The sequence below is a fragment of the Aeromonas rivuli genome (assembly GCF_000820045.1).
Lineage (GTDB): Bacteria > Pseudomonadota > Gammaproteobacteria > Enterobacterales > Aeromonadaceae > Aeromonas > Aeromonas rivuli.
Genome location: NZ_CDBJ01000019.1, coordinates 16,358 through 40,405 on the forward strand (window position 1 = coordinate 16,358; position 24,048 = coordinate 40,405).

Annotated in this window: 23 protein-coding genes; 16 read left to right on the forward strand and 7 right to left on the reverse strand. The window is 62.7% G+C overall.

Translation table 11 applies throughout. The features are described 5' to 3' along the window. Positions 1-4 precede the first annotated feature (4 nt). The 12 genes from BN1130_RS02675 (at position 5) to BN1130_RS02730 (ending at position 13,726) form a co-directional block, all read left to right on the forward strand. Entirely contained in the window at positions 5-568 is a 564-nt protein-coding gene (locus BN1130_RS02675) for a COG4648 family protein (protein ID WP_198135218.1), read from the forward strand. Then, positions 568-2,376 (forward strand): ApeI family dehydratase, encoded by a 1,809-nt coding sequence (locus BN1130_RS02680; RefSeq protein WP_042040146.1) that lies wholly within the window; start codon positions 568-570, stop codon positions 2,374-2,376. The genes BN1130_RS02675 and BN1130_RS02680 overlap by 1 nt, the downstream gene beginning before the upstream one ends. Beyond that, positions 2,373-4,058, forward strand: a complete 1,686-nt coding sequence (locus tag BN1130_RS02685) for a glycosyltransferase family 2 protein (protein ID WP_042040242.1) — start codon at positions 2,373-2,375, stop codon at positions 4,056-4,058. The genes BN1130_RS02680 and BN1130_RS02685 overlap by 4 nt, the downstream gene beginning before the upstream one ends. Next, positions 4,048-5,619 carry an HAL/PAL/TAL family ammonia-lyase gene (locus BN1130_RS02690; protein WP_042040147.1) on the forward strand — a complete coding sequence of 524 codons (1,572 nt, stop codon included), beginning with the start codon at positions 4,048-4,050 and terminating at the stop codon, positions 5,617-5,619. The genes BN1130_RS02685 and BN1130_RS02690 overlap by 11 nt, the downstream gene beginning before the upstream one ends. 316 nt (positions 5,620-5,935) lie before the next feature. Next, positions 5,936-6,361, forward strand: coding sequence for an acyl-CoA thioesterase (locus BN1130_RS02695; protein ID WP_042040148.1), 426 nt, complete (start codon positions 5,936-5,938; stop codon positions 6,359-6,361). Further along, entirely contained in the window at positions 6,358-6,969 is a 612-nt protein-coding gene (locus tag BN1130_RS02700) for a LolA family protein (RefSeq protein ID WP_042040149.1), read from the forward strand. The genes BN1130_RS02695 and BN1130_RS02700 overlap by 4 nt, the downstream gene beginning before the upstream one ends. After that, complete coding sequence (locus tag BN1130_RS02705; protein WP_084218106.1) at positions 6,959-9,301, forward strand: MMPL family transporter; 2,343 nt, start codon at positions 6,959-6,961, stop codon at positions 9,299-9,301. Before BN1130_RS02700 ends, BN1130_RS02705 begins: the two co-directional genes overlap by 11 nt. Before the next feature lie 49 nt (positions 9,302-9,350). Then, entirely contained in the window at positions 9,351-9,929 is a 579-nt protein-coding gene (locus BN1130_RS02710; protein WP_042040245.1) for a DUF3261 domain-containing protein, read from the forward strand. After that, positions 9,926-11,206: a beta-ketoacyl-[acyl-carrier-protein] synthase family protein gene (locus tag BN1130_RS02715; protein ID WP_042040150.1), complete on the forward strand. Its 1,281-nt coding sequence runs from the start codon at positions 9,926-9,928 to the stop codon at positions 11,204-11,206. Before BN1130_RS02710 ends, BN1130_RS02715 begins: the two co-directional genes overlap by 4 nt. Further along, a complete protein-coding gene (locus tag BN1130_RS02720; protein ID WP_042040152.1) occupies positions 11,199-11,657 on the forward strand; it encodes a hotdog family protein in 459 nt (152 codons plus the stop codon). The genes BN1130_RS02715 and BN1130_RS02720 overlap by 8 nt, the downstream gene beginning before the upstream one ends. Positions 11,658-11,765: 108 nt before the next feature. Next, complete coding sequence (locus BN1130_RS02725; RefSeq protein WP_042040154.1) at positions 11,766-12,491, forward strand: 3-ketoacyl-ACP reductase FabG2; 726 nt, start codon at positions 11,766-11,768, stop codon at positions 12,489-12,491. Beyond that, on the forward strand, positions 12,488-13,726 hold the full coding sequence (locus BN1130_RS02730) for a beta-ketoacyl-ACP synthase (protein WP_042040155.1): 1,239 nt from the start codon (positions 12,488-12,490) through the stop codon (positions 13,724-13,726). The genes BN1130_RS02725 and BN1130_RS02730 overlap by 4 nt, the downstream gene beginning before the upstream one ends. Positions 13,727-13,786: 60 nt before the next feature. Here the strand turns inward: BN1130_RS02730 and mog are convergent, their stop codons facing one another. Further along, a complete protein-coding gene (gene mog, locus BN1130_RS02735; protein WP_042040156.1) occupies positions 13,787-14,317 on the reverse strand; it encodes a molybdopterin adenylyltransferase in 531 nt (176 codons plus the stop codon). 412 nt (positions 14,318-14,729) lie between these two features. Here mog and BN1130_RS02740 point away from each other — a divergent pair, with 412 nt between their 5' ends. From BN1130_RS02740 to folA, 4 genes are all read left to right on the forward strand, one after another. Further along, the gene (locus tag BN1130_RS02740) at positions 14,730-15,068 is read left to right on the forward strand and encodes a DUF3135 domain-containing protein (RefSeq protein WP_042040157.1); all 339 of its coding nucleotides are present in this window, start codon (positions 14,730-14,732) and stop codon (positions 15,066-15,068) included. A gap of 306 nt (positions 15,069-15,374) precedes the next feature. Further along, positions 15,375-16,187 (forward strand): threonine/serine exporter family protein, encoded by an 813-nt coding sequence (locus BN1130_RS02745; protein ID WP_042040158.1) that lies wholly within the window; start codon positions 15,375-15,377, stop codon positions 16,185-16,187. Between the two features lie 58 nt (positions 16,188-16,245). Next, the gene (locus BN1130_RS02750; protein WP_042040159.1) at positions 16,246-16,713 is read left to right on the forward strand and encodes a threonine/serine exporter family protein; all 468 of its coding nucleotides are present in this window, start codon (positions 16,246-16,248) and stop codon (positions 16,711-16,713) included. Positions 16,714-16,737: 24 nt separating this feature from the next. Then, entirely contained in the window at positions 16,738-17,238 is a 501-nt protein-coding gene (gene folA, locus BN1130_RS02755) for a type 3 dihydrofolate reductase (RefSeq protein WP_042040160.1), read from the forward strand. A 70-nt stretch (positions 17,239-17,308) separates the two neighbouring features. On the opposite strand, the gene BN1130_RS02760 is transcribed toward folA, so the two are convergent. From BN1130_RS02760 to lptD, 6 genes are read right to left on the reverse strand one after another with little or no spacing between them, the layout of a single operon-like run. Then, positions 17,309-18,136, reverse strand: a complete 828-nt coding sequence (locus BN1130_RS02760) for a symmetrical bis(5'-nucleosyl)-tetraphosphatase (RefSeq protein ID WP_042040161.1) — start codon at positions 18,134-18,136, stop codon at positions 17,309-17,311. A 6-nt stretch (positions 18,137-18,142) separates the two neighbouring features. Continuing rightward, on the reverse strand, positions 18,143-18,505 hold the full coding sequence (gene apaG, locus BN1130_RS02765) for a Co2+/Mg2+ efflux facilitator ApaG/CorD (RefSeq protein ID WP_042040162.1): 363 nt from the start codon (positions 18,503-18,505) through the stop codon (positions 18,143-18,145). 4 nt (positions 18,506-18,509) lie between these two features. Further along, on the reverse strand, positions 18,510-19,322 hold the full coding sequence (gene rsmA / locus BN1130_RS02770; RefSeq protein ID WP_042040163.1) for a 16S rRNA (adenine(1518)-N(6)/adenine(1519)-N(6))-dimethyltransferase RsmA: 813 nt from the start codon (positions 19,320-19,322) through the stop codon (positions 18,510-18,512). After that, positions 19,319-20,305, reverse strand: a complete 987-nt coding sequence (pdxA, locus tag BN1130_RS02775; protein WP_042040165.1) for a 4-hydroxythreonine-4-phosphate dehydrogenase PdxA — start codon at positions 20,303-20,305, stop codon at positions 19,319-19,321. The genes rsmA and pdxA overlap by 4 nt, the downstream gene beginning before the upstream one ends. Further along, positions 20,305-21,603, reverse strand: coding sequence for a peptidylprolyl isomerase SurA (gene surA / locus BN1130_RS02780; RefSeq protein WP_042040166.1), 1,299 nt, complete (start codon positions 21,601-21,603; stop codon positions 20,305-20,307). Before surA ends, pdxA begins: the two co-directional genes overlap by 1 nt. A 29-nt stretch (positions 21,604-21,632) precedes the next feature. Next, on the reverse strand, positions 21,633-24,032 hold the full coding sequence (lptD, locus tag BN1130_RS02785; protein WP_042040168.1) for an LPS assembly protein LptD: 2,400 nt from the start codon (positions 24,030-24,032) through the stop codon (positions 21,633-21,635). Positions 24,033-24,048: the final 16 nt, after the last annotated feature.

Consider the following 24,048-nt stretch of genomic DNA (forward strand, 5'->3'; position numbering starts at 1 on the left):
ACCCGTGCTGCGACTGCTCTCCCTGCTGGCAGGGGGGCTGCTGCTGGCCTATCCCCTGGCCGTTTACTGGGGATTGACCCATTGGGGGGGATCCTCCCTGCTCGCCATCTTGCTGGTCACCTTTGCCTTGCGGCTGCTGCCCGGTGTTTCCCCGGTGCGCGAGTGGCTGCTGCTCGGCCGCCTGCTCGCCGGTGTCGGCCTGCTGCTGACGGGCTTGAGCGCCCTCTTCTCGGCCCAGCACTGGTTGCTCTATTACCCCCTCGCCGTCTCCCTGGCGCTGCTCTGCCTGTTTGGCTGGAGTCTGCGCCAGCCGATGACGCTGGTGGAGCGCCTCGCCCGCCTGACCGATCCCGACTTGCCGCCGGCGGGAGTGCGCTATACCCGCACCGTGACCCAGGTCTGGTGCGGCTTCTTCGTGGTCAATGGCGTGCTTGCCGCCGCCACCATCTGGCACGGAGACCTGGCGTTGTGGAGCCTCTACAACGGTCTCATCAGCTACCTGCTGATGGGGCTGTTAATGGGCGGGGAATATCTGGTGCGCCTGCGGGTCAAACGGAGTTTTGCCTGATGAGTCATGCAGCTGACTCTTTCGCGCCCTGCCAACGTCTGCTCGCCGCCATCTGGGCGCGGGCAGACGAGGAGGTGGTGGCGTTCGGCCCACAGGGTGAGAGCCTGTTCGGTGAGCTAAGAGGCGGCGCCGAGGCGTTGGCCAGCGTGCTGGCGGCCTCACCGGCAACGCGCTGGGCACTCTGCTTCGATGACAGCCTGCTGTTTGCCCAGGCCCTGCTGGCCTGCGCCCTGTCGGGTCGTGAGGTCGTGCTGCCCGGTCATCAGCGCCCGGCCGCCCTGACCGAACTCGGTGCGGGTTTCGACGGCATACTGACCGATAGCCAGCAGCTGGGGGAGGGGTGCGAGCACCCCTGGTTGCGTCTGCCCCTGACGGCTTCGCAGCATGAGAGTCCGGCGCCGCGCTGGGCCGCCCCCACCGGCTTGCAACTGACCCTGTTCACCTCGGGCTCGACCGGCGTGCCCAAGGCGATCCCCAAGGCCTGGCACCAGCTCGAGGCCGAGTTGCGAGTCTTGATTGCGCTCTGGGGGGAGAGGCTCGATGGCACACGTCTGTTGGCGAGCGTCAGCCATCAGCATATCTATGGCCTGCTGTTTCGCATCCTGCTGCCCCTGGTACTGGGTGTGCCCTTCGCCCGCACCCTGACTCTCTATCCGGAGCAGCTCAAGGGGCAGCGAGGGCCCTGGGCCCTGATCGCCTCTCCCGCCTTTCTCAGTCGACTCGATCCTGAGCTCGGGGAGGGGGAGTGCCGCCTGATTGTCTCCTCCGGCGGTCCCCTGGCCCTGGCGGATGCACTCCGCAGCGCTCAGCTGTTTGGTCAGTTGCCCATCGAAGTATTTGGCAGCAGCGAGACCGGTGGCATCGCCTGGCGCCAGAGTCAGGCGCTCCATACCCCCTGGCAGCCCATGCCGGGGATCCGGGTCCTGGTGGCTGCCGAGGATCGCTTGTTGCTGCACTCCCCCTTTCTGCCCGATGGCGAGCCGCTGCTCTGCGCCGATCGCATTCGATGGGAAGAGGCTGGCTTTCATCTGCTTGGGCGCGGGGATCGGCTCATCAAGATCGAAGAGAAGCGGATCTCCCTCGATGAGGTCGAGACCCGCTTGCAGGCCCTGCCCTGGGTGGAGGCCGCCGCCGTGCTGCCCCTGACGGTGGCGACCCGGCAAGCGCTCGGCGCCGTGCTGGTGTTGACCCCTGAGGGGCAGCGCCAGTGGCAGATGCTGGGGCATGGGCGTTTCCTCATCGCCCTGCGCGAGCGGCTCAGACCCTGGCTCGAACCGGTGGCGCTGCCGCGCCGGGTACGACTCCTGGCGACCCTGCCCCTGAGCAGTCAGGGCAAGCGCCCCTGGTCCGAGTTGAAAGCGCTATTTGATGAGCTGCCTGCGGACAAGATGGCGGGTGGCGGAGCCGGTCAGCCGATGAGAAAAGAGATGAACAACAACGACTCAGGGGCTGCCGCCATGCAAGCAAGTACCCTACCGACGCTGCTCGAGCAGACTCAGGCCCAGGATGCGCTGGTGCTGCGGCTTCATCTTGACCCCGCGCTCCCCTGGTTCAGCGGCCATTTTCCGGGGGCGCCGCTGCTGCCCGGCGTGACGCAGGTGCACTGGGCCATCCACTATGGTCGGCAGTTGCTTGGCCTCTCTGGCACCTTTGGCGGTATGAGCCAGCTCAAGTTCCAGCGCCCCCTGCGCCCGGGTCAGCAGTGCAGCCTGCACCTGACTTGGCAGGCCGACAAGGGTCAGTTGTTATTCAGCTATCGACTCGCCGATGAGCTCGCCAGTAGTGGAAGAGTGCGGTTATGTCCCTGACTCCCTGCATCATCATCCCCTGCTACAACCACTCGGCTCCCCTGGCCGGGGTGCTGACCAGGCTGGCCCCCCTGGGGCTGCCCTGTCTGCTCATCGACGATGGCAGCGAGCCGGGCGCCGCCGCCCGTCTCGATGGCTTGGCGAGGGAGCATCAGGCCTGGGTGAGCCTGCTGCGTCATCCCCATAATCTGGGCAAGGGGGCCGCGGTGATGACCGGGCTCAAGGCCGCCTTCGAGCGCGGTTTTAGCCATGGAGTGCAGATAGACGCGGACGGTCAGCACGATCTCGCTGACGTGCCGCGGCTATTGCACGAGGCCGAGGCCCATCCCGAGGCGCTGATCTCGGGCCGCCCCCTCTATGACGACTCTGTGCCCAAGGGGCGGCTCTATGGCCGCTATGTCACCCATGTCTGGGTCTGGATAGAGACGCTCTCCTTCACCATCGAAGACAGCATGTGCGGCTTTCGGGTCTACCCCTTGGCGGCGAGCTGCGCCCTGTTTGACGAGGTGCGCCTCGGCGCGCGGATGGATTTTGACACCGAGATCATGGTGCGCCTCCACTGGCGCGGGGTGAAGAGTCGTTTCGTGGCGACCCGGGTCATCTATCCCGCCGATGGCAGCTCCCATTTTCGGCTCTGGCAAGACAATCTGGATATCTCCTGGATGCACACCCGGCTGGTGTGCCGCCTGCTCTGGGATCTGACCCGCCAGCTGCTGCGCTGGCCCGCTCGCCTCTGGCACCGGGGCAGGGCACACTGGTCGCGCACCCCGGAACGAGGCAGCCTGCTTGGCTTGCGGATCATGCTGGCCAGCTATCGGCTGCTGGGACGCAGGGGCTTCAAGGCGCTGCTCTATCCGGTCATCGGCTACTTCTGGTTGACCGGCCGCCGTCAGCGGGCGGCTTCGGAGCAGTATCTGGCCCGGCTAGAGGCGTTTGCTGCGGCCAACGACATTCCACTGCCTGCCGAGCCGAGATCCAGCTTTCGTCACTTGCTGCGCTTTGGCGAGGCGGCCCTGGACAAGCTGGCGGGCTGGCGCGGCGACATAGCCCCGGAGCAGGTCGAGCTGGTGGGGCGCGAACACCAGGAGGCTGCTCTTGCTTCGGGGCGTGGCCTGTTGCTGCTCGGCTCCCATCTCGGGGATCTCGAGCTGTGCCGGGCCCTTGGCACCCAGGCGGGCCAAGTGCGCATCAACGCCCTGGTGTTCACCCGCCATGCGGCCCGTTTCAATGCCCTGCTCAAGCAGATCAATCCAGGATCCGGGCTCAATCTCATCCAGGTGCAGGAGATGGGGGCCGACACCGCCATCTTGCTCAAGGAGAAGATAGAGGCGGGGGAGTGGGTGGTGATCGTCGGGGATCGCACCTCGGTCACCAGGGAGAAGCGGGTGGTCTGGGCCGATTTTCTCGGCGCCCCGGCCCCTTTTCCCCTTGGCCCCTTCGCCCTGGCCAGCGTGCTGGCCTGCCCCGTCTATCTGATGTTCGGCCTCAAGGAACAGGGTCGATTCCGGGTCCATTTCGAGCCCTTCGCAGAGCGGCTGTTGCTGCCGCGTAGCAATCGGGAGGCGGCGCTGCAGCACTGGGTGCAGGCCTATGCGGACAGGTTGCAACACCACTGCCTGCGAGCCCCTCTCGACTGGTTCAACTTCTTCGATTTTTGGCAGCTAACTCATGATGAACAGTGATACTCCTTCTCCCCAGGTCACCTTCGGCGCAGACAGGCTCACCATAGAGCAGGTAGTGGCCCTGGCCGAGGGGCGGGCCAGACCCGTACTCAACCCGGATCCCGCCTTTATGGCCCGTATCCAGCGCGGCGCCGATTTTCTCGATCGGCTGCTCGAGGATGAGGGAGTCATCTACGGGGTGACCACCGGCTATGGCGACTCCGTGACCCGGGCCGTGCCGCCCGCCCTGGTGGCCGAGCTGCCCCTGCACCTGACCCGTTTCCATGGCTGCGGCCTGGGGGCGGATCTGAGCCTGGAGGCTGGCCGCGCCGTGTTGGCGACCCGGCTCTGCTCCCTGACCCAGGGGGTCTCCGGGGTCAGCCCTGCGTTGCTGGAGCGGCTCTGCTGGTTGCTGGAGCAGGACTTAATCCCCCGTATTCCCGAAGAGGGATCGGTCGGTGCCAGCGGCGATCTCACCCCGCTCTCCTACGTGGCCGCCGTGCTGGTGGGGGAGCGCGAGCTCTATCGGAACGGAGAGTTGGCCGATACCGCCGATGTCTATGGTTCGCTCGGGGTCACACCCCTGATCCTGAGGCCCAAGGAGGGGCTGGCGCTGATGAACGGCACCTCGGTGATGACGGCGCTGGCCTGTCTGGCCTATGCCCGCACCGAATACCTGATGAAGCTTGCCACCCGCATCACCGCCCTGGTCAGCGTCGCCATGGCCGGCAACGCCTTCCACTTCGATGAGCGGCTGTTCGCGGCCAAGCCTCACCCCGGCATGCAGGGCATCGCCGCCTGGCTGCGGGCCGACTTGCAGAGCGGCGAGCTGCCGCGCCACAGCGACCGGCTGCAAGATCGCTACTCCCTGCGCTGCGCACCCCATGTCATCGGCGTGGTGGCCGACAGCCTGCCCTGGTGGCGTCAGCTCATCGAGAACGAGCTCAACAGCGCCAATGACAATCCGCTGATCGATGGCGACTTTGAGCATGTGATGCACGGCGGCCACTTCTATGGCGGCCACATCGCCATGGCCATGGACAGCATGAAGACGGCGGTGGCCAATCTGGCCGACCTGCTCGATCGCCAGCTGGCCCAGCTGGTGGACAGCAAGTTCAACGGTGGCCTGCCGAGCAACCTGTCGGGTGCCAGCGGCGAGCGACGCATGATCAATCACGGTTTCAAGGCGGTGCAGATCGGCGTCTCCGCCTGGACCGCCGAGGCCCTCAAGCTGACCATGCCCGCCAGCGTCTTCTCCCGCTCCACCGAGTGCCACAACCAGGACAAGGTGAGCATGGGCACCATAGCGGCGCGGGATGCCCTGCGGGTGCTGACCCTGAGTGAACAGGTTGGCGCCGCCTGCCTGCTGGCGGCGGTGCAGGGGGTCGAGCTGCGGTTGCTGGCCCAGGGCCGCACCCTCAGCGAGCTTGGCGCTGAGCTGCAGAGGATGGTGCTAGGGGTACGCGAACACCACCCGGCCCTGGTGGAAGACAGGCCCCTGGAGCAGGAACTCAGGGCACTGATCGCCCGTCTGCAGGCCCGTCATTACCCGCTCTATGAGGAGATCTCCCATGGGGAGTGAAGCCTGGATGATTAGCCACAGTATCGAGATAGAGATCCCGTTTCACGACGTGGACATGATGGCAGCGGATGTCTGGCACGGCCCGATGGAGAGTCTGCATGCAGCATGAGTCCTGGATGATTAGCCACAGCATCGAGATAGAGATCCCGTTTCACGATGTGGACATGATGGCTGCGGATGTCTGGCACGGCCCGATGGAGAGTCTGTATGCAGAGTGAACCCTGGATGATTAGCCACAGTATCGAGATAGAGATCCCGTTTCACGACGTGGACATGATGGCAGCGGATGTCTGGCACGGCCCGATGGAGAGCCTGTATGCAGAGTGAACCCTGGATGATTAGCCACAGCATCGAGATAGAGATCCCGTTTCACGACGTGGACATGATGGCGGTGGCCTGGCATGGCCATTATGTGCGTTATATCGAGCTGGCCCGCTGCGCCCTGCTCGAGCGCATCGATTACAACTATCCCCAGATGGAGGCCTCCGGCTATGTCTGGCCCGTCATCGACTTGCGACTCAAGTACATGGCGCCCCTGCGCTTTGGTCAGAAGGTGCGAGTCGAGGCCCGACTCTGCGAGTATCAGAACCGGCTCAAAATCGAGTACGAGCTGTTCGACGCCGCCAGCGGCGTGCGTACCAGCAAGGGCTACAGCATTCAGGTGGCGGTGGACAAGGAGAGTGGCGAGATGTGCCTGGCCTCGCCCCGGGTGCTGCTCGACAAGCTGGGAGTGAGCGAATGAGGCGCTGGTTAAGCCTGGCGCTGCTGCTGACGACTGTGCTGAGCCCGTTACCTCTCCAGGCCGCGGCCATGACCCAGGCCGAGGTGCGTCAGTTGCTGAGCGAGCAGCCCGCTCAGCGCGCCCGGTTTGAGCAGGAGAAACAGGTGGCAGGCTTAAGCCAGCCCCTGCGGGCCAGCGGCGAGCTGCTGCTGGTACGGAGCAAGGGGCTCTGGTGGCATCAGCAGGCGCCCTTTGATCTCGCCCTCAGCCTCACCGACCAGCGCATGAGCCAGCGGGTGGGTCAGGGGCGGGCCGAGGTGATAGATAACCCCCAACTGCTCGAATTCAGCAAGATGCTACTGGCGCTGTTTGGTTCGGACGAGCAGGCGCTGGCCCGCTATTTTGACCTCGATTTTCAGTCCGGCGAGCAGGGGTGGGCCCTGACCCTGACGCCGCTGGCGTCGCCCCTTGACAAGGTATTTGCCAAGCTCACCCTGAGTGGTCGCGAGCAGTTGGATAAGCTGTCGATCGCAGACAGACAAGGGGATGAGACCCGCATCCACTTCTCCCGCTGGCAGGCAGTGACGCTGCCACTTCCCCCTGAGCAAGAGGCCTATTTTGCCCGATAAAGCGCCCATAGTCCCATCGCAGCCGACCCTTGGCATCGGCGAGGCCAGCTGGCGCAAGCTTGCCCTGGGCTGGTTGCTGCTCTGCCTGCTGGCGTTGGCGCTGCTCGGCTATCTGCTGCCCCACAGTCGCATCAACACCAGCCTGATGGATCTGCTGCCCCAAAGTGAGCGTTCCGCCCTGGATCCGGCTCTGCAGCAGGGGTTGCTGCGCCAGCTCGATGGTCAGCTGGTCTGGATGCTGAGCCTGCCGGCGGGCCAGGATGGCCGCGCCGCGGCAGAGGCCTGGGCCGAGTCTCTCGCACGGCTGCCTGAGCTCAGTAGCGTTCGCGGTGCCCAGCCTGAGCTGACGGGAGCTTGGCAAGGGTATCTGCATGACTACGCCTGGCAGCGGCTCGATGAGCGCAGCCGTGTCAGGTTGGCGGCTGGCCCCGAGGCGTGGAGCCAGTGGGTACTCGGCCAGATCTACAGCCCCTTTGGCGGCGTCTCCCGCGCCGAGTGGCAATCCGATCCCCTGCTGCTGACCCGGGCCGGGGTACAGGGCCAGGCAGCCACGCCGCTGCGCCTCGACCATGACTGGCTGGTGAGCCAAGATGAGACGGGACGGCGCTGGTATATGCTGCGGGCCGAGCTGGATCGCTCCGCCTTCGATCTCTCCCGCAACGGCGCCCTGCTCGGCCGACTCGACGAGGCCGAGCAGACCCTCAAGGCGCACTATCCGGGGGTCGATCTGCTGCGTCGTGGCACGCTGTTTTATAGCCAGCATGCCAGCAACCTGGCTCAGGCGGATATCTCCACCATAGGGCTGGGCTCGCTGATTGGGGTGGTGCTGCTCATCTGGGGGGTGTTCCGCTCGGCCCGTGCGCTCTGGCTTGCCCTGTTGCCCATCCTCATCGGTCTGGGCTGGGGGCTCTTGGCCGTGCTGCTCTGGTTTGGCGAAGTGCACCTCTTTACCCTGGTGATCAGCACCAGCCTCATCGGCATCGCCATCGACTATGGCCTGCATTTTCTGAGCGAGCGGCGTCTGCATGGGGGTGAGGAGAGCCCCCATCAGACGAGGATCCGGCTGCTGCCCAGCCTCTGGCTAGCGCTGCTCACCACCCTGATCGGCTATGGCCTGCTCTGGTTGGCGCCCTTCCCCGGTTTGCAACAGCTCGCGCTGTGCGCCCTGGTCGGACTGTTCGCCGCCTTCATCACAGTGATCTGCCTCTTCCCGCTCTGGCTGGGCCCCCTGCCGCAGGGAGAGCCCAGGGGGTTGGTGTGGCTAAGTGGCTGGCTCAATCTGTGGCGCGAGCGACGCGGCTTGCGCTGGGGCCTGCCGCTGACGTGCCTGTTGCTGGTGGTCGCGGGTCTGAGCCGGTTGCAGATCGATGATGATATCGGCCGTCTGCAACCGCTGCCCGCTGAGCTGCAAGCCCAGGAGCAGCAGATCCAGCACCTCATTGGCCAGCAGGGGGGCATGGCGGGTTTCCTGGTGACGGGGAACGATGGGGAGGCGGCCTTGCAACGGCTGGAGGCCCTGACCCGGACGCTTGCCCTGGCCAAGGCCCAGGGGCAACTGACCGGATTCGTCTCGCTGGCGCAGTGGCTGCCATCCCTCGCGCAGCAAAGGGCGGATCACGACGCCCTTGGCAAGCTCCTGCCCGAGGTAGTGGCAGGGCTCAACCAGGCCGGCGTGCCGGTCAAGGGCGTCGCCAGACCCTGGCAACCACTGACGCCCGCGCTGTGGCTGGCCAGCCCGGTCAGCGAGGGGAGCCGCCTGCTCTGGCACGGCATGGCCGATGGCCGGGTCGCCATCTGGCTGCCGATCTCAGGGGTGAGCGCGCCGACGGCCATGGCGAACCTGGCGGCAAACCAGTCCGGCGTCTATTGGCAGGATCAGCGGGCGCAATGGAGCCAGCTGTTCGCCCACTATCGCATCAAGCTGGCCGAGCTGCTGGGAGTGGCCATGGGACTGGTCGCCCTGTTGCTCGGCTGGCGGCTGGGTTGGCGCAAGGGGGGGCGAGTCCTGCTGGTCAACGTCCTGGCCCTGGGGGCGGGCCTGGCCCTGCTTGCCGCCTGTGGTCAGCCGCTCACCCTGTTTGGTGTCCTGGCCCTGAGTCTCATCTTTGGCATCGGCATCGACTACGGGCTCTTTTTTGCCCACAGTGGCGTCGATCCCTACCGGCAGCGCTCGACCCTGCTTGCCATCTTGCTGGCCAACCTGACCACCCAACTGGCATTCGGGCTATTGGCCCTGAGTCACACTCCGGCCATTGCGGGTTTTGGTCTGGTGCTGAGCGGCGGTATCTTTACCGCTTTCCTCCTGTCGCCGCTGGTGCTGGACCGGAGATGATCCCATGATCCACCCCTTTTTGGCCCACCCCAGACGCCCGGGACACAAGATGAAGTCGCTTCTGCCTCTCTGTTTATGCGCCAGCTTGCTGAGCGCCTGTGCCAGTGTGCCGACCGCGGTGCCGGATAATCGCGCTTTCCTGACCCAGGAGACCCGTCTGGTGTTGCCGGCGCCGACCCTGGCTCAGCCGCTCTATCGCCAACAGTTGCTGAGTGCCAGGACCCAGGGGGGTGAGCATCAGCTGCTGACGGTGTTGGAGGCCGATGGCCGCCAGCTCACCCTGGTGGGGTTGACCCCGAGCGGGATCCGGCTGTTTCGCGTGAGTTATGACGGTGAGGCGATTCGCACCGAGCAACTCTCCAGTCTGCTGGGAGGCACGACCCTGCCCCCGGTGGCTCAGGTATTGGCCGATGTCATGCTCAGCTACTGGCCCATTCAATCCTGGCAGCCGCAACTGCCCAGGGGTTGGCAGCTCAAGGACGAGGGCATGGTGCGGCGCCTGCGAGACCCCAAGGGCACGCTGGTGAGCGAGATCTTCTATCAAGATATCGCCGGAGAGCGAGAACCTGTGCGTCTGGTGCAGCATGCCTTCGATTACCAGTTGCAGATGGAGAAGCTGGCCCCATGACCCAGGCAATGACCCCCATTTCCCCCTGCTATATCCAGGCTTACGGCCTGATCTGTGCCCTGGGGGAGGGCAAGGCGGCGGTGAGCACGGCCCTGACCACCTGGCAGGCGGAGGGCATCAGCCCCCTCGACACTGAACAGCAAGCCCTGAGTGATGGCCGACTCACCCCGGTGGGCCGGGTGAGGGAGGCGCTGCCTCCTGTCCCTGACACACTGGCGGCCTATGACTCTCGCAACAATCGACTGCTGCTGGCGGCCCTGGCCCAGATCCGGCCCAGTGTCGATGCGCTGGTGACCCGACTGGGGGCGGATCGCATCGCCATCGTACTGGGTACCAGCACGGCGGGGATTGCCGAGGCGGAGCTGGCTGTGGCGGCCAGGGAGCGAGGGACGTCACTGCCAGCTGCATTTGATTATCGCCAGCAGGAACTGGGCTCGCCGAGTGAGTTTCTGGCACGCCAGCTGGCCCTGACGGGGCCGGCTTACACCCTTTCGACCGCCTGTTCATCCAGTGCCCGCGCCTTTATCAGCGGCCAGCGGCTGTTGGCGGCCGGGTTGGCCGACGCGGTGATCGTCGGCGGGGCCGACAGTTTGTGCGGCTTGACCCTCAATGGTTTTGACAGCCTGGAGTCCCTGAGTCTGGCGCGCTGCCGCCCCTTCGCCGCGGATAGACGCGGCATCAACATCGGCGAGGGGGCCGCCCTCTTTTTGCTGAGCCAGGCCCCGGCGCCGCTGGCGTTGCTGGGGGCGGGGGAATCCTCCGATGCCTGGCATATCTCGGCCCCTCATCCGGAAGGGGTGGGGGCCGAGGCGGCCATGCGCATGGCCCTGCAGCAGGGGGGGGTGGAGGCCAGGGCGCTCGACTACATCAACCTGCATGGCACCGCGACCCGACTCAACGATGAGATGGAGAGCCGCGCCCTGGCCCGGTTATTCGGGGGCGATGAGACGGCCCCCTGCAGCTCCAGCAAGATGCTGACCGGTCATTGTCTGGGGGCGGCGGGCGCCATAGAGGCGGCGCTCTGCTGCCTGTTGATGGAGCTAGGGTTGCCAGCTCCCGGGCAGGGAGGTGTGCAGGATGCGGCCCTGGCCCAGATTGAACTCGTACAGGGACGCGGGTCTGCTCTCGCCGGTGAGCCCCTCGCCCTGACTCTGTCGAACTCCTTCGCCTTTGGTGGCAATAACGTCAGTCTGCTGCTGGGTCGCCGGGACGTGGCAGGCTCCGCCGAGGGGACTGCGCCCCTTGCGACACAAGAGATGAATACCGACCATGAATGAGATAACCATCGCCGAGCTGTTGCCCCATCAGGCCCCCATGCTGCTGCTCGATAGCCTGCTCGATTACCAGGGGACGCGGGTGCGCTGCGAGACCCGGGTGGGGGATCGCCACCGCCTGCTGCTCGATGAGCAGGGGAGCCTGCCCGCCTGGGTCGGCCTGGAGCTGATGGCCCAGACCATAGCCGCCTGGGCCGGGATGCGGGGGCGCGAGCGGGGCGAGCCGGTGCGCATCGGCATGCTGCTCGGCAGTCGCCAGTATCAGAGCCAGCTGCCTGCCTTCGCGGCCGGGGAGCGGCTCGTCATCGAGGCCGAATGCCTGCTGGAAGATGGTGGCATGGCCAGTTTCGAGTGCCGGATCTTGCGCGGCGATAGGCTCTGCGCCGAGGCGCGGCTCAGCACCTATCTGCCCAGTGATAGCGAACTGGCCAATATCTTACCGCTTGACCGATAGCGCCGGGCTGGCCAGGGGGCTGGCTCGGCGGGCAACTGAGTGCCGCCTGAGGGGCGCTCTGGGTGCCTGAGACCCCATTATCTGAATTTGTTAGGGAAGGATTGATTTATGAGTTCCACCGTATTGGTGACGGGTGCCAGCAAGGGCATAGGCCGTGCCATCGCCCTGCAGCTGGCCAGGGATGGCTTCCACATCGTGGTGCACTATCACAGTGACCGTTCGGGTGCCGAGGCAACCCTGGCCGAGCTCGTGGCGGCGGGGGGCCAGGGGCGACTGATCCAGTTCGATATCTCGAACCGGGAGGCGTGCCGCAGCCGGCTCGAGTCGGACATCGAGACCCATGGCGCCTATTACGGCGTGGTCAGCAATGCCGGTGTCATCCGCGACGGTGCCTTCCCGGCCCTGACCGATGAGGATTGGGATGGGGTAGTGCACACCAATCTGGATGGTTTCTACAACCTGCTCAAGCCCTGCATCATGCCGATGATTGGGCTGCGGCGGGGGGGGCGCATCGTCACCCTCTCCTCTGTCTCAGGCATCATGGGCAACAGGGGCCAGGTCAACTACAGCGCGGCCAAGGCGGGCATCATAGGGGCCAGCAAGGCCCTGGCCCTGGAGCTGGCCAAACGCAAGATCACGGTCAACTGCGTGGCCCCCGGGCTCATCGACACCGGCATGGTCAATGCCGAGGTGGAGGCCGAGGCGATGAAGATGATCCCGCTCAAGCGCATGGGCCAGGCAGATGAAGTGGCGGGGCTGGTCTCCTACCTGATGTCGGACGTAGCGGCTTATGTGACCCGTCAGGTGATCTCCATCAACGGGGGCCTGATATGAGCGCGAACAGCAGGCGGGTCGTGGTCACCGGCATGGCCGGGGTGACCGCCTTTGGCAACGATTGGCAGAGCGTGGGGCCCCGCCTCAAGGCCGAGTGCAATGGGGTGCGCCAGATGCCGGAGTGGGCGGTCTATGAGGGGCTCAATACCCGGTTGGCCGCCCCCATCCCGGACTTTGTGCTGCCGAGCCACTATACCCGCAAGCAGACTCGCGCCATGGGCCGGGTCTCACAGCTCTCCACGGTGGCGACCGAGCTGGCCCTGATCCGCGCCGGCCTGATTGGCCACCCTGTCCTCACCGGTGGGCGCACCGGCATCGCCTATGGCTCCTCCATTGGCAGCACCGCGCCCATCAGTGCCTTCGGCGCCATGCTCAACGACAAGACCACCGCCAGCATCACGGCCACCACCTATGTGCAGATGATGCCCCACACGGCGGCGGTCAATACCGGCCTCTTCTTCGGCCTGCGAGGCCGGGTCATTCCCACCTCGAGCGCCTGCACCTCCGGCAGTCAGGGCATTGGTTATGCCTATGAGGCGATCAAGCATGGCTATCAGGATCTGATGGTGGCGGGGGGCGCCGAGGAGCTCTGCCCCTCCGAGGCGGTGGTGTTTGACACCCTGTTTGCGACCAGCTTGCAAAATGAGACCCCGCAGCTGAGCCCCAGGCCCTTCGACAGGGAGCGCGATGGGCTAGTGATCGGGGAGGGGGCAGGCACCCTTATTCTGGAGGAGCTGGAACATGCCCTGGCCCGGGGCGCGACCATACTCGCCGAGTTGGTGGGCTTTGCCACCAACTGCGATGCGGCCCATGTCACCCAGCCCCAGAGAGAGACCATGCAGCTCTGCATGGCGATGGCCCTGAATGATGCAGGTTTGCAGGCAGAGGATATTGGCTATATCAGTGCTCACGGCACGGCGACCGAGCGCGGCGATATTGCCGAAAGCCATGCCACTGGTGCTATTTTCGGGGACAAGACCCCCATCTCCTCATTGAAAAGCTACTTTGGTCACACCCTGGGGGCCTGCGGCGCCATCGAGGCCTGGCTCTCTCTGGAGATGATGAATGAGGGCTGGTTCTCTCCCACCCTCAACCTGAACGAGCCGGATCCCGCCTGCGCCCCGCTGGACCATATCCGCAGCGGTGGCCGGGTGCTGGATGTGGCGTATCTGATGTCCAACAACTTCGCCTTTGGCGGCATCAATACCTCGCTCATCTTCAAGCGCTGGTCGTGACCATCAAGATGGTAAAAGAGGCGCCCCTGGGCGCCTCTTTTTATGGGGGATGAGCTGCGCTTACTGCTTGGGGCGAAAAGGCTTGATGACGCTCTCATCGCACTCGAGATAGGGGCCGTCCATCAGATCGATGCAGTAGGGAATGGCGGGGAAGACCGCATCCAGGCACTCGCGAATGGATTTTGGTTTGCCTGGCAGGTTGACGATCAGGGTGCTGCCCCGCAGCCCCGCGGTCTGGCGCGACAGTATGGCGGTCGGGACGAACTTGAGGGACTCGGCGCGCATCAGTTCACCGAAGCCCGGCATCATGCGATCGCACACCGCTTCGGTCGCCTCCGGGGTGACATCCCGCTTGGCAGGGCCTGTGCCCCCCGTGGTGACGATGAGGCAGCACTGCATGTCATCCGCCAGTTGAGCCAGACACGCCTCAATCTGGGGTTGCTCGTCCGGGATCAGGCGGTAGACGGCTTCCCACTCAGAGCTCAGATAGCAGCCGAGCGTGTCCATGATGGCCTTGCCGGAGAGATCCTCGTAGATGCCTGCACTGGCCCTGTCACTGACGGTGACGATGCCGATCTTTGCCTTATTCATACGACCCCTTGTCTGTCGCGGTGGATAGGGAAATAAAATAGCATAATCAGATAGATATGTTAAATGCTGGCTTTAATGCCCGAGGTGTCGCCTGCTTGATCCGGCTCTTGGCATACGGCTTGAAAATACATTTTCAGGCCGGAAGTCAGTAATGGGAATAATAGTGCTGCCCTGCTTGTGAAAAATGTATAAGGATTGATGGTTAGACAGGATATTGGCGTTTAAAATTCAACGTGCTGATCTGTAATGGTTAATATCTTGATGTCCTGATTGGCAGTATTCAATGGAAGCTTGTCGACTGTCTGGTGGTAAATTGAACTCCGCTCACCCTTGGCATATATAACCAGTAGGAGAGGCTGGAAGAGTCAATGTGCCAGCATCACACCCTCTCAATGCGAGAGTGGAGGGCGACATGGAATTACCTGATTTTGACACCTTGAAACGGCTTGCCGCGACAGAGCCTCATCTGCTTGAGACCCTGCTCTATGAACAGATAGAGGCGGTGATAGAAACGGCCACCCCGGATCAGCAGCGCAGATTGAGAGGGTTGCAGTTTCAGGTCGACTGCCAGCGCAGGCTGGCCAAGAACCCCATCGATAGCTGCCTTCGCATCGTCAATATGATGCAAGACTCCTTCTTCCTGATGCGAAGTGAAATGAGCCGGCTCTGCTATCTCTCGGACGAAGATGAACTCCCTCCCTTACCACCCCGTAATAATGTGATCTCATTGCAGGACCATCGCCACAAATAAGTGTCATTCGGAAATATTCAATGCCGGGTTATAGACGGGAATGGATTATTTCCGGTGACCCAGCTGGGCCGTATTTGGCATATCCCGGTCGTGTTTCCTTTATCGCGCTGACATTAGGTGATCCGAAAGAGACCGCTATCCCATGGGGGCCGTTGGCTGCGCGCTTTATTATGAGTGATACCGGTTGCAAGCTATTTATCATCCGGTTCGTTGATCTTGCCCCCTATTTTACCCTGTCAGGGGTGGGTGAATAGCCTGGCCAGCCAGGCTAAGATAGTGCCTTTAACGCTACGACTCGAAGGGAACATGAGAAGTATCAGTCCAAGAAGGGTGCTGTCCCGGGAACAGCAGACGGAGGTCACCCGTATCCTCGTCAAGGCAGGGCAGATGTTGGCCCAGTTTGGTGCCGAAAGCCGACTCATTGAGCAAACGACAACGCGGCTGGGCCTGGCGCTTGGACTGGAGAGTGTCGAGATGGCCATCTCCTCAAGCGCCATCGTGTTGACCAGCCTCTATCAAGGGCATTGTGTCACCACCACCCGCAGGGTGCGCGAGCACGGCATCAATATGCAGGTGGTGTGTGAGGTGCAACGACTGTGCATCATGGCTGAGAAGCATCTCATTGGGGCGCGGGAAGTCAGGCAGCGACTCGATGCCATCAAGCCCTTCCACTATCACCCCTGGCTGGTCGTGCCCATGGTGGGTCTATCCTGTGGTGCCTTCAGCCTGTTGTTCGGCGGCGATTGGCCCATTTTCCTGGTGACTTTTGTCGCCAGCGCCGTTGCCATGCGGGTACGCCAGCTGATGGCGCGCCACCATCACAGTCCGCTTATCAATTTCGCCTTGACCGGTTTTATCGCAACGCTCCTTGCCTCCAGCGCCACCTTCTTTGGCTGGGGCGAGCAGCCCTACCTCGCCATGGCGGCCAGCGTGCTGTTGCTGGTGCCGGGGTTCCCCCTCATCAATGCGGTCTCTGACATGGTCAAGGGTTACTTCAACATGGGGCTGGCCCGCTGGGGGACGGCGACCCTGCTCACCATCAGCGCCGCCATCGGCATCATACTGGCCATGTCCATCGCCGAGGTCTGGGGAGGCAAGGTATGGTGGAGGCTGATATGAACCGCATCTCGCATGCTATGGCAGCGCTCCCGTCAGCCGGTGGTGATGGGAGCAGGCCATGATGGAGCTGTCATGGTTGTTGGCCAAGGATGCCTTCTGGTCGGCCATTCCTGCGGTGGGGTTTGCCATGTTGTTCAACGTGCCGCCCCGCATGCTCAAGTACTGCGCCATGGGGGGCGCCCTGGCCCATAGTCTGCGCACCTTGCTGATGCACGAGGGGATGCCCATCGAGTGGGCAACCCTGGCGGCGGCGACCACGGTCGGCTTTGTCTGTGTCTATTGGTCGCGGCGGCTGCTGGCCCCGCGCCCCGTGTTCAGCGTGGCCTCTATCATCCCGATGATCCCGGGCAGCTATGCATTCAAGACGATGATAGCCATCGTCGAACTCAACATTCACGGCGTGACCCTGGCGCTTATTCAGAGCGCCTTGGAGAATGGTTTGAAGGCTATTTTTATCGTAGGAGCATTGAGCTTCGGGCTGGCGATACCCTCGCTGGTCGTGTACCGTAATCGCCCCATTGTGTGAGAGACGGCGTGAGAGGCTGAACCCATGAAGATTTCCATGATTGCCGCCATGGCCCGGGATCGGGTGATCGGCAAGGACAACCAGATGCCCTGGCACCTGCCCGCCGATCTGGCCCACTTCAAGAGGGTCACCCTTGGCAAACCGGTATTGATGGGGCGAAAGACATTCGAGTCCATTGGCCGCCCGCTGCCTGGGCGCCGAAATTTGGTGATCAGTCGTAATTCAGGATTTAGCGCGCCCAACATTGAGGTTTTCTCATCCATCGAGGAAGTCTTCGCAACCTTGTCCGAGAGCGAGATGCCCGATGAGTTGATGGTGATTGGCGGGGGTTATCTCTATGCCCAGCTATTGCCGCGCGCGGATCGCCTCTATCTGACTCACATTGAGCTGGCCGTCGAGGGTGACACCCGCTTCCCGGAGTATGAGGGGCAGCAGTGGCATTGCGTGGAGCGGGAAGCCCATCAGCCCGATGAGCGCAATCCCCACCCTTACTGTTTCGAGACCCTGGAGCGGATCGCCCATTGATCCCCTCAGTCGCACCATGAAAAAAGGCCCGTGAGGGCCTTTTTGCTGTCCGTGATGCACCATCCCTTGCTCAGCGAGCATGCAGGGGGCAGGGGGTGCTGATCAGGGCATCATCTTCCAGACGCCACAGGGTAAGAGTGTTGCCCCAGACGCAGCCGGTATCGAGGGCCTTGATATGAGGACGGCCTGTGTTGCCCATCAGTGCCGCCCAGTGGCCGAATACCAGGGTGGGGTCATCGCTGTGACGCTCCCGCAGCTCGAACCAGGGATGCAGGCCGGGGGTCGAGTCATCGGGCCCCAGCTTGCACTTGAAGTCGAGTCGACCATCGGCGTGACAAAAGCGCATCCGGGTGAAGCTGTTGATGATGTAGCGATAGCGCTCTATGCCGAGCAGGCCTTCGTCCCAGCTATCCGGATGATCCCCATACATGTGGTGCAGCAGCCAGAGGTATTGATCGCTTTGCAGCAGACTCTCCACCTCGCGGGCACAGAGGCGGGCGGTATCGGCATCCCAGGTCGGAGAGAGACCGGCATGGACCATCATCACAGGGCGTGTCGGGTGGGGGCACTCGGCAAGCAGCGGTCGATGGCGCAGCCATTCCAGCAGGGCCTCTCTGTCCGGTGCTTCCATCAAGGCCTGCAATCTGTCCTTCTTCTTGAGGGGGGCCACCCCTTCGGCGACGGCGAGCAGATGCAGATCATGATTGCCGAGTATGCAGACGGCCTTGTCACCTAGGGACTTGGCAAAGCGCAGCACGGAGAGGGAGTCCGGCCCCCGCGCCACCAGATCCCCCGCCAGCCAGAGGGTATCTGCCTGGGGATCAAAATCAGCCAGCTCAAGCAGGCGGCGCAGATCGTCATAACAACCCTGGACATCGCCGACAAAACAGTTTGCCATGAAACCTCAATTGATAATGTGGGGAACCGCCAGGGTAAAGGGCGCTATGGGGGCATCAAATTCGTTGCCCGCTTCATCGCGCATCCGATAGCTCCCCTCCATGACCCCGAGGGGGGTATCGAGGGGAACCCCGCTCTGGTAGCGGAAGGTCTCACCAGGGGGGATGACGGGCTGCTCACCGACCACGCCAGGCCCCTCGACCTCCACTATCTTGCCGTTGGCATCGGTGATGATCCAGCGCCGGGCGAGCAGTTGTGCCGGGCCTGGCCCCAGGTTATGGATCTCGATGAGATAGAGAAACTGGTAGGGATCCTGGCTGCCTTCGACATAGCCGGGATGGGGGCGGATATGAATGGTCGGTGTCGCCATGGTGTCAGGCCTGCTGTTGGTCGGCCAGCCAGTTGGCGATGGTCACAAACTGTGCCAGGGAGAGGTTCTCCGGGCGCAGGGTGCTGTCAATGCCAAGCTCGGCGAGCTGGTCCACGGTAATGAAGTTCGCAAAGCTGTTGCGGATGGTCTTGCGACGCTGGCCGAAGCCTTCGGTACAGACCCGGCTCAGGCAGCGCAGATCCTTGGCGACCAGGGGTGGGTTCTTGTGGGGCACCAGGCGTACCACGGCTGAGTCCACTTTCGGGGCTGGCTTGAAGGCGCCTGGGCCCACTTCCAGCACAGGGATCACCTGGCAGTAGTACTGAACCATGACGCTCAGGCGACCATAGGCCTTGCTGCCCGGGCCGGCGCACATCCGCAATACCACCTCTTTTTGCAACATGAAGTGCATGTCCTCGACCCGGTCGGCGAACTCGCACAGGTGGAAGATGAGGGGGGTGGAGATGTTATAGGGCAGGTTGCCGAAGATGCGCAGCGGCCCCTTGCCTTCGCCCATCAGGGTGCCGAAGTCGAAGCGCATGGCATCGGCTTCGATCACGGTCAGCTTCTCTTTCAGGGTGGGGTGCTCGCGCAGGCGTGCGGCCAAGTCACGGTCCAGCTCGACCACGGTCATCTTGTCCATCTGGGAGGCGACCGGTTCGGTCAGCGCCGCCAGACCCGGGCCTATCTCCACCAGGTTCTGACCCGGCTGCGGATTGATGGCGGCCACTATCTGATCGATCACATAGCTGTCGTGCAAGAAGTTCTGACCGAAACGCTTACGGGCCGTGTGGCCCATGTGCATCTTACTGCTCATATTTTTTTCTCTACCATCAGAATGGCGTGGTTAAGCGCGGTGATCAGGCTGCCAGAATCGGCCAGGCCTTTGCCTGCCAAGTCCAGGGCCGTGCCGTGATCCACCGAGGTGCGGATAAAGGGGAGTCCGAGGGTGATATTGACCGAGCGCCCGAAGCCCTTGTATTTGAGCACGGGCAGCCCCTGGTCGTGGTACATGGTCAGTACCGCGTCCGCATCCTTGAGGTACTTCTCCTGGAACAGGGTGTCGGCTGGCAGGGGGCCAACCAGATCGATCCCTTCCTGGCGCAGGGCGGCCAGGGCGGGTTCGATCACGTCTATCTCTTCCCGGCCCAGGTGACCCCCTTCCCCGGCGTGGGGATTGAGGCCGCAGACGTAGATCCTGGGACGAGTGATACCAAACTTGCTGTTCAGATCCGCATTCAGGATCCGGATCACCTTGCCCAGACGCTCCGCCGTAATGGCGCGAGCGACATTGGCGAGGGGAATATGAGTGGTGGCCAGCGCCACCCTCAGGCCGTCGGTGGCGAGCAGCATGACCACATCACCGACCCCTGCCTGCTGGGCAAAGAACTCGGTGTGGCCGCTAAACGAGACCCCGGCCTGATTGATGATGCCCTTGTGCACCGGGCCTGTGACCACGGCGGCAAACTCGCCGCTCAGGTTGCCATCACAGGCTCGCTGCAGGGTGGCCAGCACATAGGCGCCATTGGCTTCGTTGAGCGCGCCTGCGGTCTCAGTTGCCCCCAGGGTGACGGGGCAGAGGGTCAGGCTACCGGCCCGCTGGGGGCTGGCCGGCAGAGCTGGATCATAGGGGACAAGCTCGATATCGAGCCCCAGCATGGCGGCGCGGCGGCGCATCAGCGCAGGATCGGCCACCACCACCAGCTGGTGGGGCCAATCGCGCTGGGCGATGTCGAGCACCAGATCCGGCCCAATACCGGCCGGCTCACCCGGGGTGATGGCGAGACGTTGGCAAATCATCAACTGCCGGCGCCTTCGATGCGGATATAGGCTTCATCGCGCAGCTCATCCAGCCAGGCTTGGGACTCTTCCACGAAGCGGCGATTGTAGATCAGCTGGTAAGCGCGCTGTTCCTGGGCCTTGTCGGTGGCGTCCTGACTGCGTCTGTCTTCGAGCTGCACTATGTGCCAGCCGTGGCTGGTACGGAACGGCTCGCTGTACTGACCGGGTTGCAGGCGATTGACCATATCGCGGAACTCGGGCACATAGACGCCGGGATCGGACCAGCCGAGCTCGCCACCTTGTACCGCAGAACCGGGGTCTTCGGAGTACTTCTCTGCCAGGGCGGCGAAGTCAGCCTTGCCGCTCTTGATGTCGTGGAGGAAGCCATCAAGCATGCCCTTGGCCTTCTCTTCACTCAGGATGATCGAGGGCTTGATCAGAATGTGGCGGGCCTTGACCTCGGTCTGCACCACTTGCTGGGCACCCTTGGCATCAAACACCTTGACGATGTGCAGGCCTGCCCCGGAGCGCAGCGGACCGACGATGTCACCCTTCTTGGCACCCTGCACGGCCTCAGCCATGAGCGTGGGCATCTCTTGCGGGCTCATCCAGCCCCAATCCCCCCCTTCCAGGGCCTTGGGACCATTGCTCTCGGCGATGGCCAGCTCGCGGAAGTCTGCGCCATCACGCAGGCGTTTGAGCAGGCTGTCGATCTTGGCTTTGGCGGCATTGAGCTGTTCGGCGCTCGGGTTGTCCGGCAGGGCTATCTGGATGTGACCGACATGGAACTCCTGCTGTTGCTGGCCCTGTTTCTGCAGTGCCTGCACCACTTGCTTGACCTCTTGATCGGAGATGTTGATGCGGCGACGGATCTGGTTGCGGCGAACCTCGTTCATCAGGATTTCGCGGCGCACCTCTTCCCGGTACTGGGCATAACTCAGACCCTCACGGTCGAGCTGGGCCCGCAGCTGTTCCAGGTTCATCTTGTTATCGGCGGCGATGCTGTTGATCGCCTGCTCGAGCTGGGTATCGCTGATCTTCAGACCTTGCCGGTCCGCCAGCTGCAATTGCAGGCTCTCCTGGATCAGGCGATCCAGCGCCTGTTTGCGCAGGGTGGCGTCATCGGGCAGCGCCTGGCCGCTCTCCTTGGCAGAGAACTTGATCTTGTTGACCAGGGCCTCTTGCTGGCTGGCGAGTACCACGTCTTTGTTGACCACCGCCAGCACCTTGTCGATGAGCTCGGGGGAGGCAAGGGCACTCTGGCTCATGACACCTAACAGGCCTGCAGTCAGCAGGGAAATCCACGTCTTCTTCATATCCATCTCTCAAGGCGTTTTGCGATGACTCACTTGTCCCGCAGGTTAAACGGACGAATGTAAGGCAGGGCATCTGTATCCAGACTGGTGCCCTTGGCCCCTGTACCCACACTACCCAATCCTTTCATTTCAAACTGGATGCCGAAACTACGCTCCGAAGTGGGCTGGTAGGTGACGTTATCCGGGCTGTTGACCCACTCCAGGTTGAAGTTGATGCTCCAGCAACAGGAGTCATATTTGACGCCTATTTTGCGGTCGACTTTGACGTTCTGATCCAGGTCGTAGTAATAGCCGCCATACATGTGCCACTGGTCATTGATGGGCGAGCCCACCACCATGCCGACCTGATTGATGTTGGCCGTCTCACCGCTGCGGGTGAGGTCATAGTTGGCATCACGCACGAAGCGGTAGTTGACCTGGCTGATCAGCTTCTCATGGCGGTATTCCAGGGCACTGTTGGCGGAGCTGAACTCTTTTTCCTGCACGTCATACTGGGCGCCGGCATGGGCGAACCACTGTTCGCTTATCTTGGCATCCCCCTCGAACGACAAGGGGGAGCGGGTGTTGGTGCTCGCCTCATCGCTGGGATAGAGCGTTACCTTGGGGGCGACGAAATCGAATGCCTGAGCCACCGCCAGACGGAGACGTTCATCACCTACGGCATCATAGACCCGGCTGGTGAGACCCACGGAGACCCGGTTGGAATCACTTATCCGATCCAGACCGGCGAAACGGCGATCGCTGAACAGGCTGTAGTAGTCCTGGCGCATGCTGGTCGAGTCATAGATACCAATGTTGTCCTGATCCTTGTAGGGGACATAGAGGTACTGAAACTCGGGCTCCAGGGTCTGGTTGGCAGTTTCACCAAACCAATCCTGCTGGCGATCGAAGGTCATGCCACCCTTGAGGCGGAACGAGGGCAGTACCCGGGTGACCTTGTCGTCGAGATCGGTCAGCCCCTTGTTGCGGTAATAGGACGTGAGCTTGCTGCTATCCGGTACATCCTGGTTGTACTGGGTGTACATCAGCTTGTATTGGCTATCCAGGTAGTAACCAGCCGCATCGATGAGCGGCACCGTCAGGGTAGGCGCACTGTAGAGGCGGGTGCCTGTGTAGGCCTCGCCGATGGTGGACTGATCGTTGTCATAGCCGAAATTGGTCAATTCGGTATTCCAGGCCAGATCGTACCAGTTGCCCTGATGGTAAAAGTTGTGATTGATGCGCGGCAACATGGTGTGAGGCTGCTGGGCACCGGCCAGCAATATCTGATAGGTGCGCGCCTCTGTGGTCAGGTTCCAGTTCTGCTGGTAATAACCGGCCTTGAAGGATTGTTGCAACTGGTTATCGACCTGAGTGCCGACCGGCGGCGAGAAGTCGTTGAAATAGTTGTAATCGTTATCGCGTACCTTGGTGTAGTCGAGGGACATCACCAGGGCATTGTCGAGGAAGCGCGAGGTATGACGGGCACTGAGCAGGTAGCGATGACCATCGGCGAGATAGTCATTGAGGGTATCCGTCTCATCATACTGCTTGTCATCGGCCAGGTTCTCGAAATAGAGGCTGCCGGTATGGGACGGGTTCGGCATATAGCGGAACTCGACCTGCTCCATCAGGCCACGCCTGTCCATGAAACGAGAGCTGATAGTCGCGTCGTAGTTGGGGGCTATGTTCCAGTAAAACGGCTGGTTGATGTCCATGCCGTTCTTGGAGCTCTGCTCGTAGCTAGGGTAGAGCAGGCCCGTCTTGCGCTGATCCTTGATCGGAAAGTTGATATAGGGGAAGTAGAACACCGGGTAGTCATAGAGCCAGAGACTGGCGTTCCAGGCTTCGCCAAACACCTCGTTCTGATCGATGTCGATGCTGCCCGCCTTCAGGGTCCAGGCTTCCTGGCCCGGTGGGCAGGTGGTGTATTGCGCGCCTTCCAGGGTGATGTTCTGGTTGTTATTGGTCATGATGACCCGGTCGGCGGAGCCACGCACCGGTGAGCCATGCACCTGATAGACACCCTCTTCCAGCTCGGAATCTTTGGTGGTGAGGTTGGATTTCAGGGTCTTGTCGCTGGTGACAGTGACCTGGCCGTCGTTGTAATAGATGTTGCCGATGGCGATCACATCCCGGCTCTTCTGATCGACCTGGGCATAATCAGAATCAAACTTGCGCACACCCTGGCGAACCTTGACGTCGCCCTGATAGACGGCGGTGCCACCCTGCTTGGCCTCGAGCCTGTCGGCATCGACCTCCACCGGCAGGGCGTTGGCGTCCTCATTGGCGGGGGCTTTCTCTATCTTGGGAACATAGTCATAGCAGAGCCCGTCCAGCAGACCAGTGGCGGCGGGTACGCTCAATGGCGCAGCCTGGAGATATGCCGGGCTGGCAAGGCCAATGGTCAGGGCGATGGGACAGGCACGCCCCAGTGTCCATTTTGTCATTTAGAAGACTCGCGCA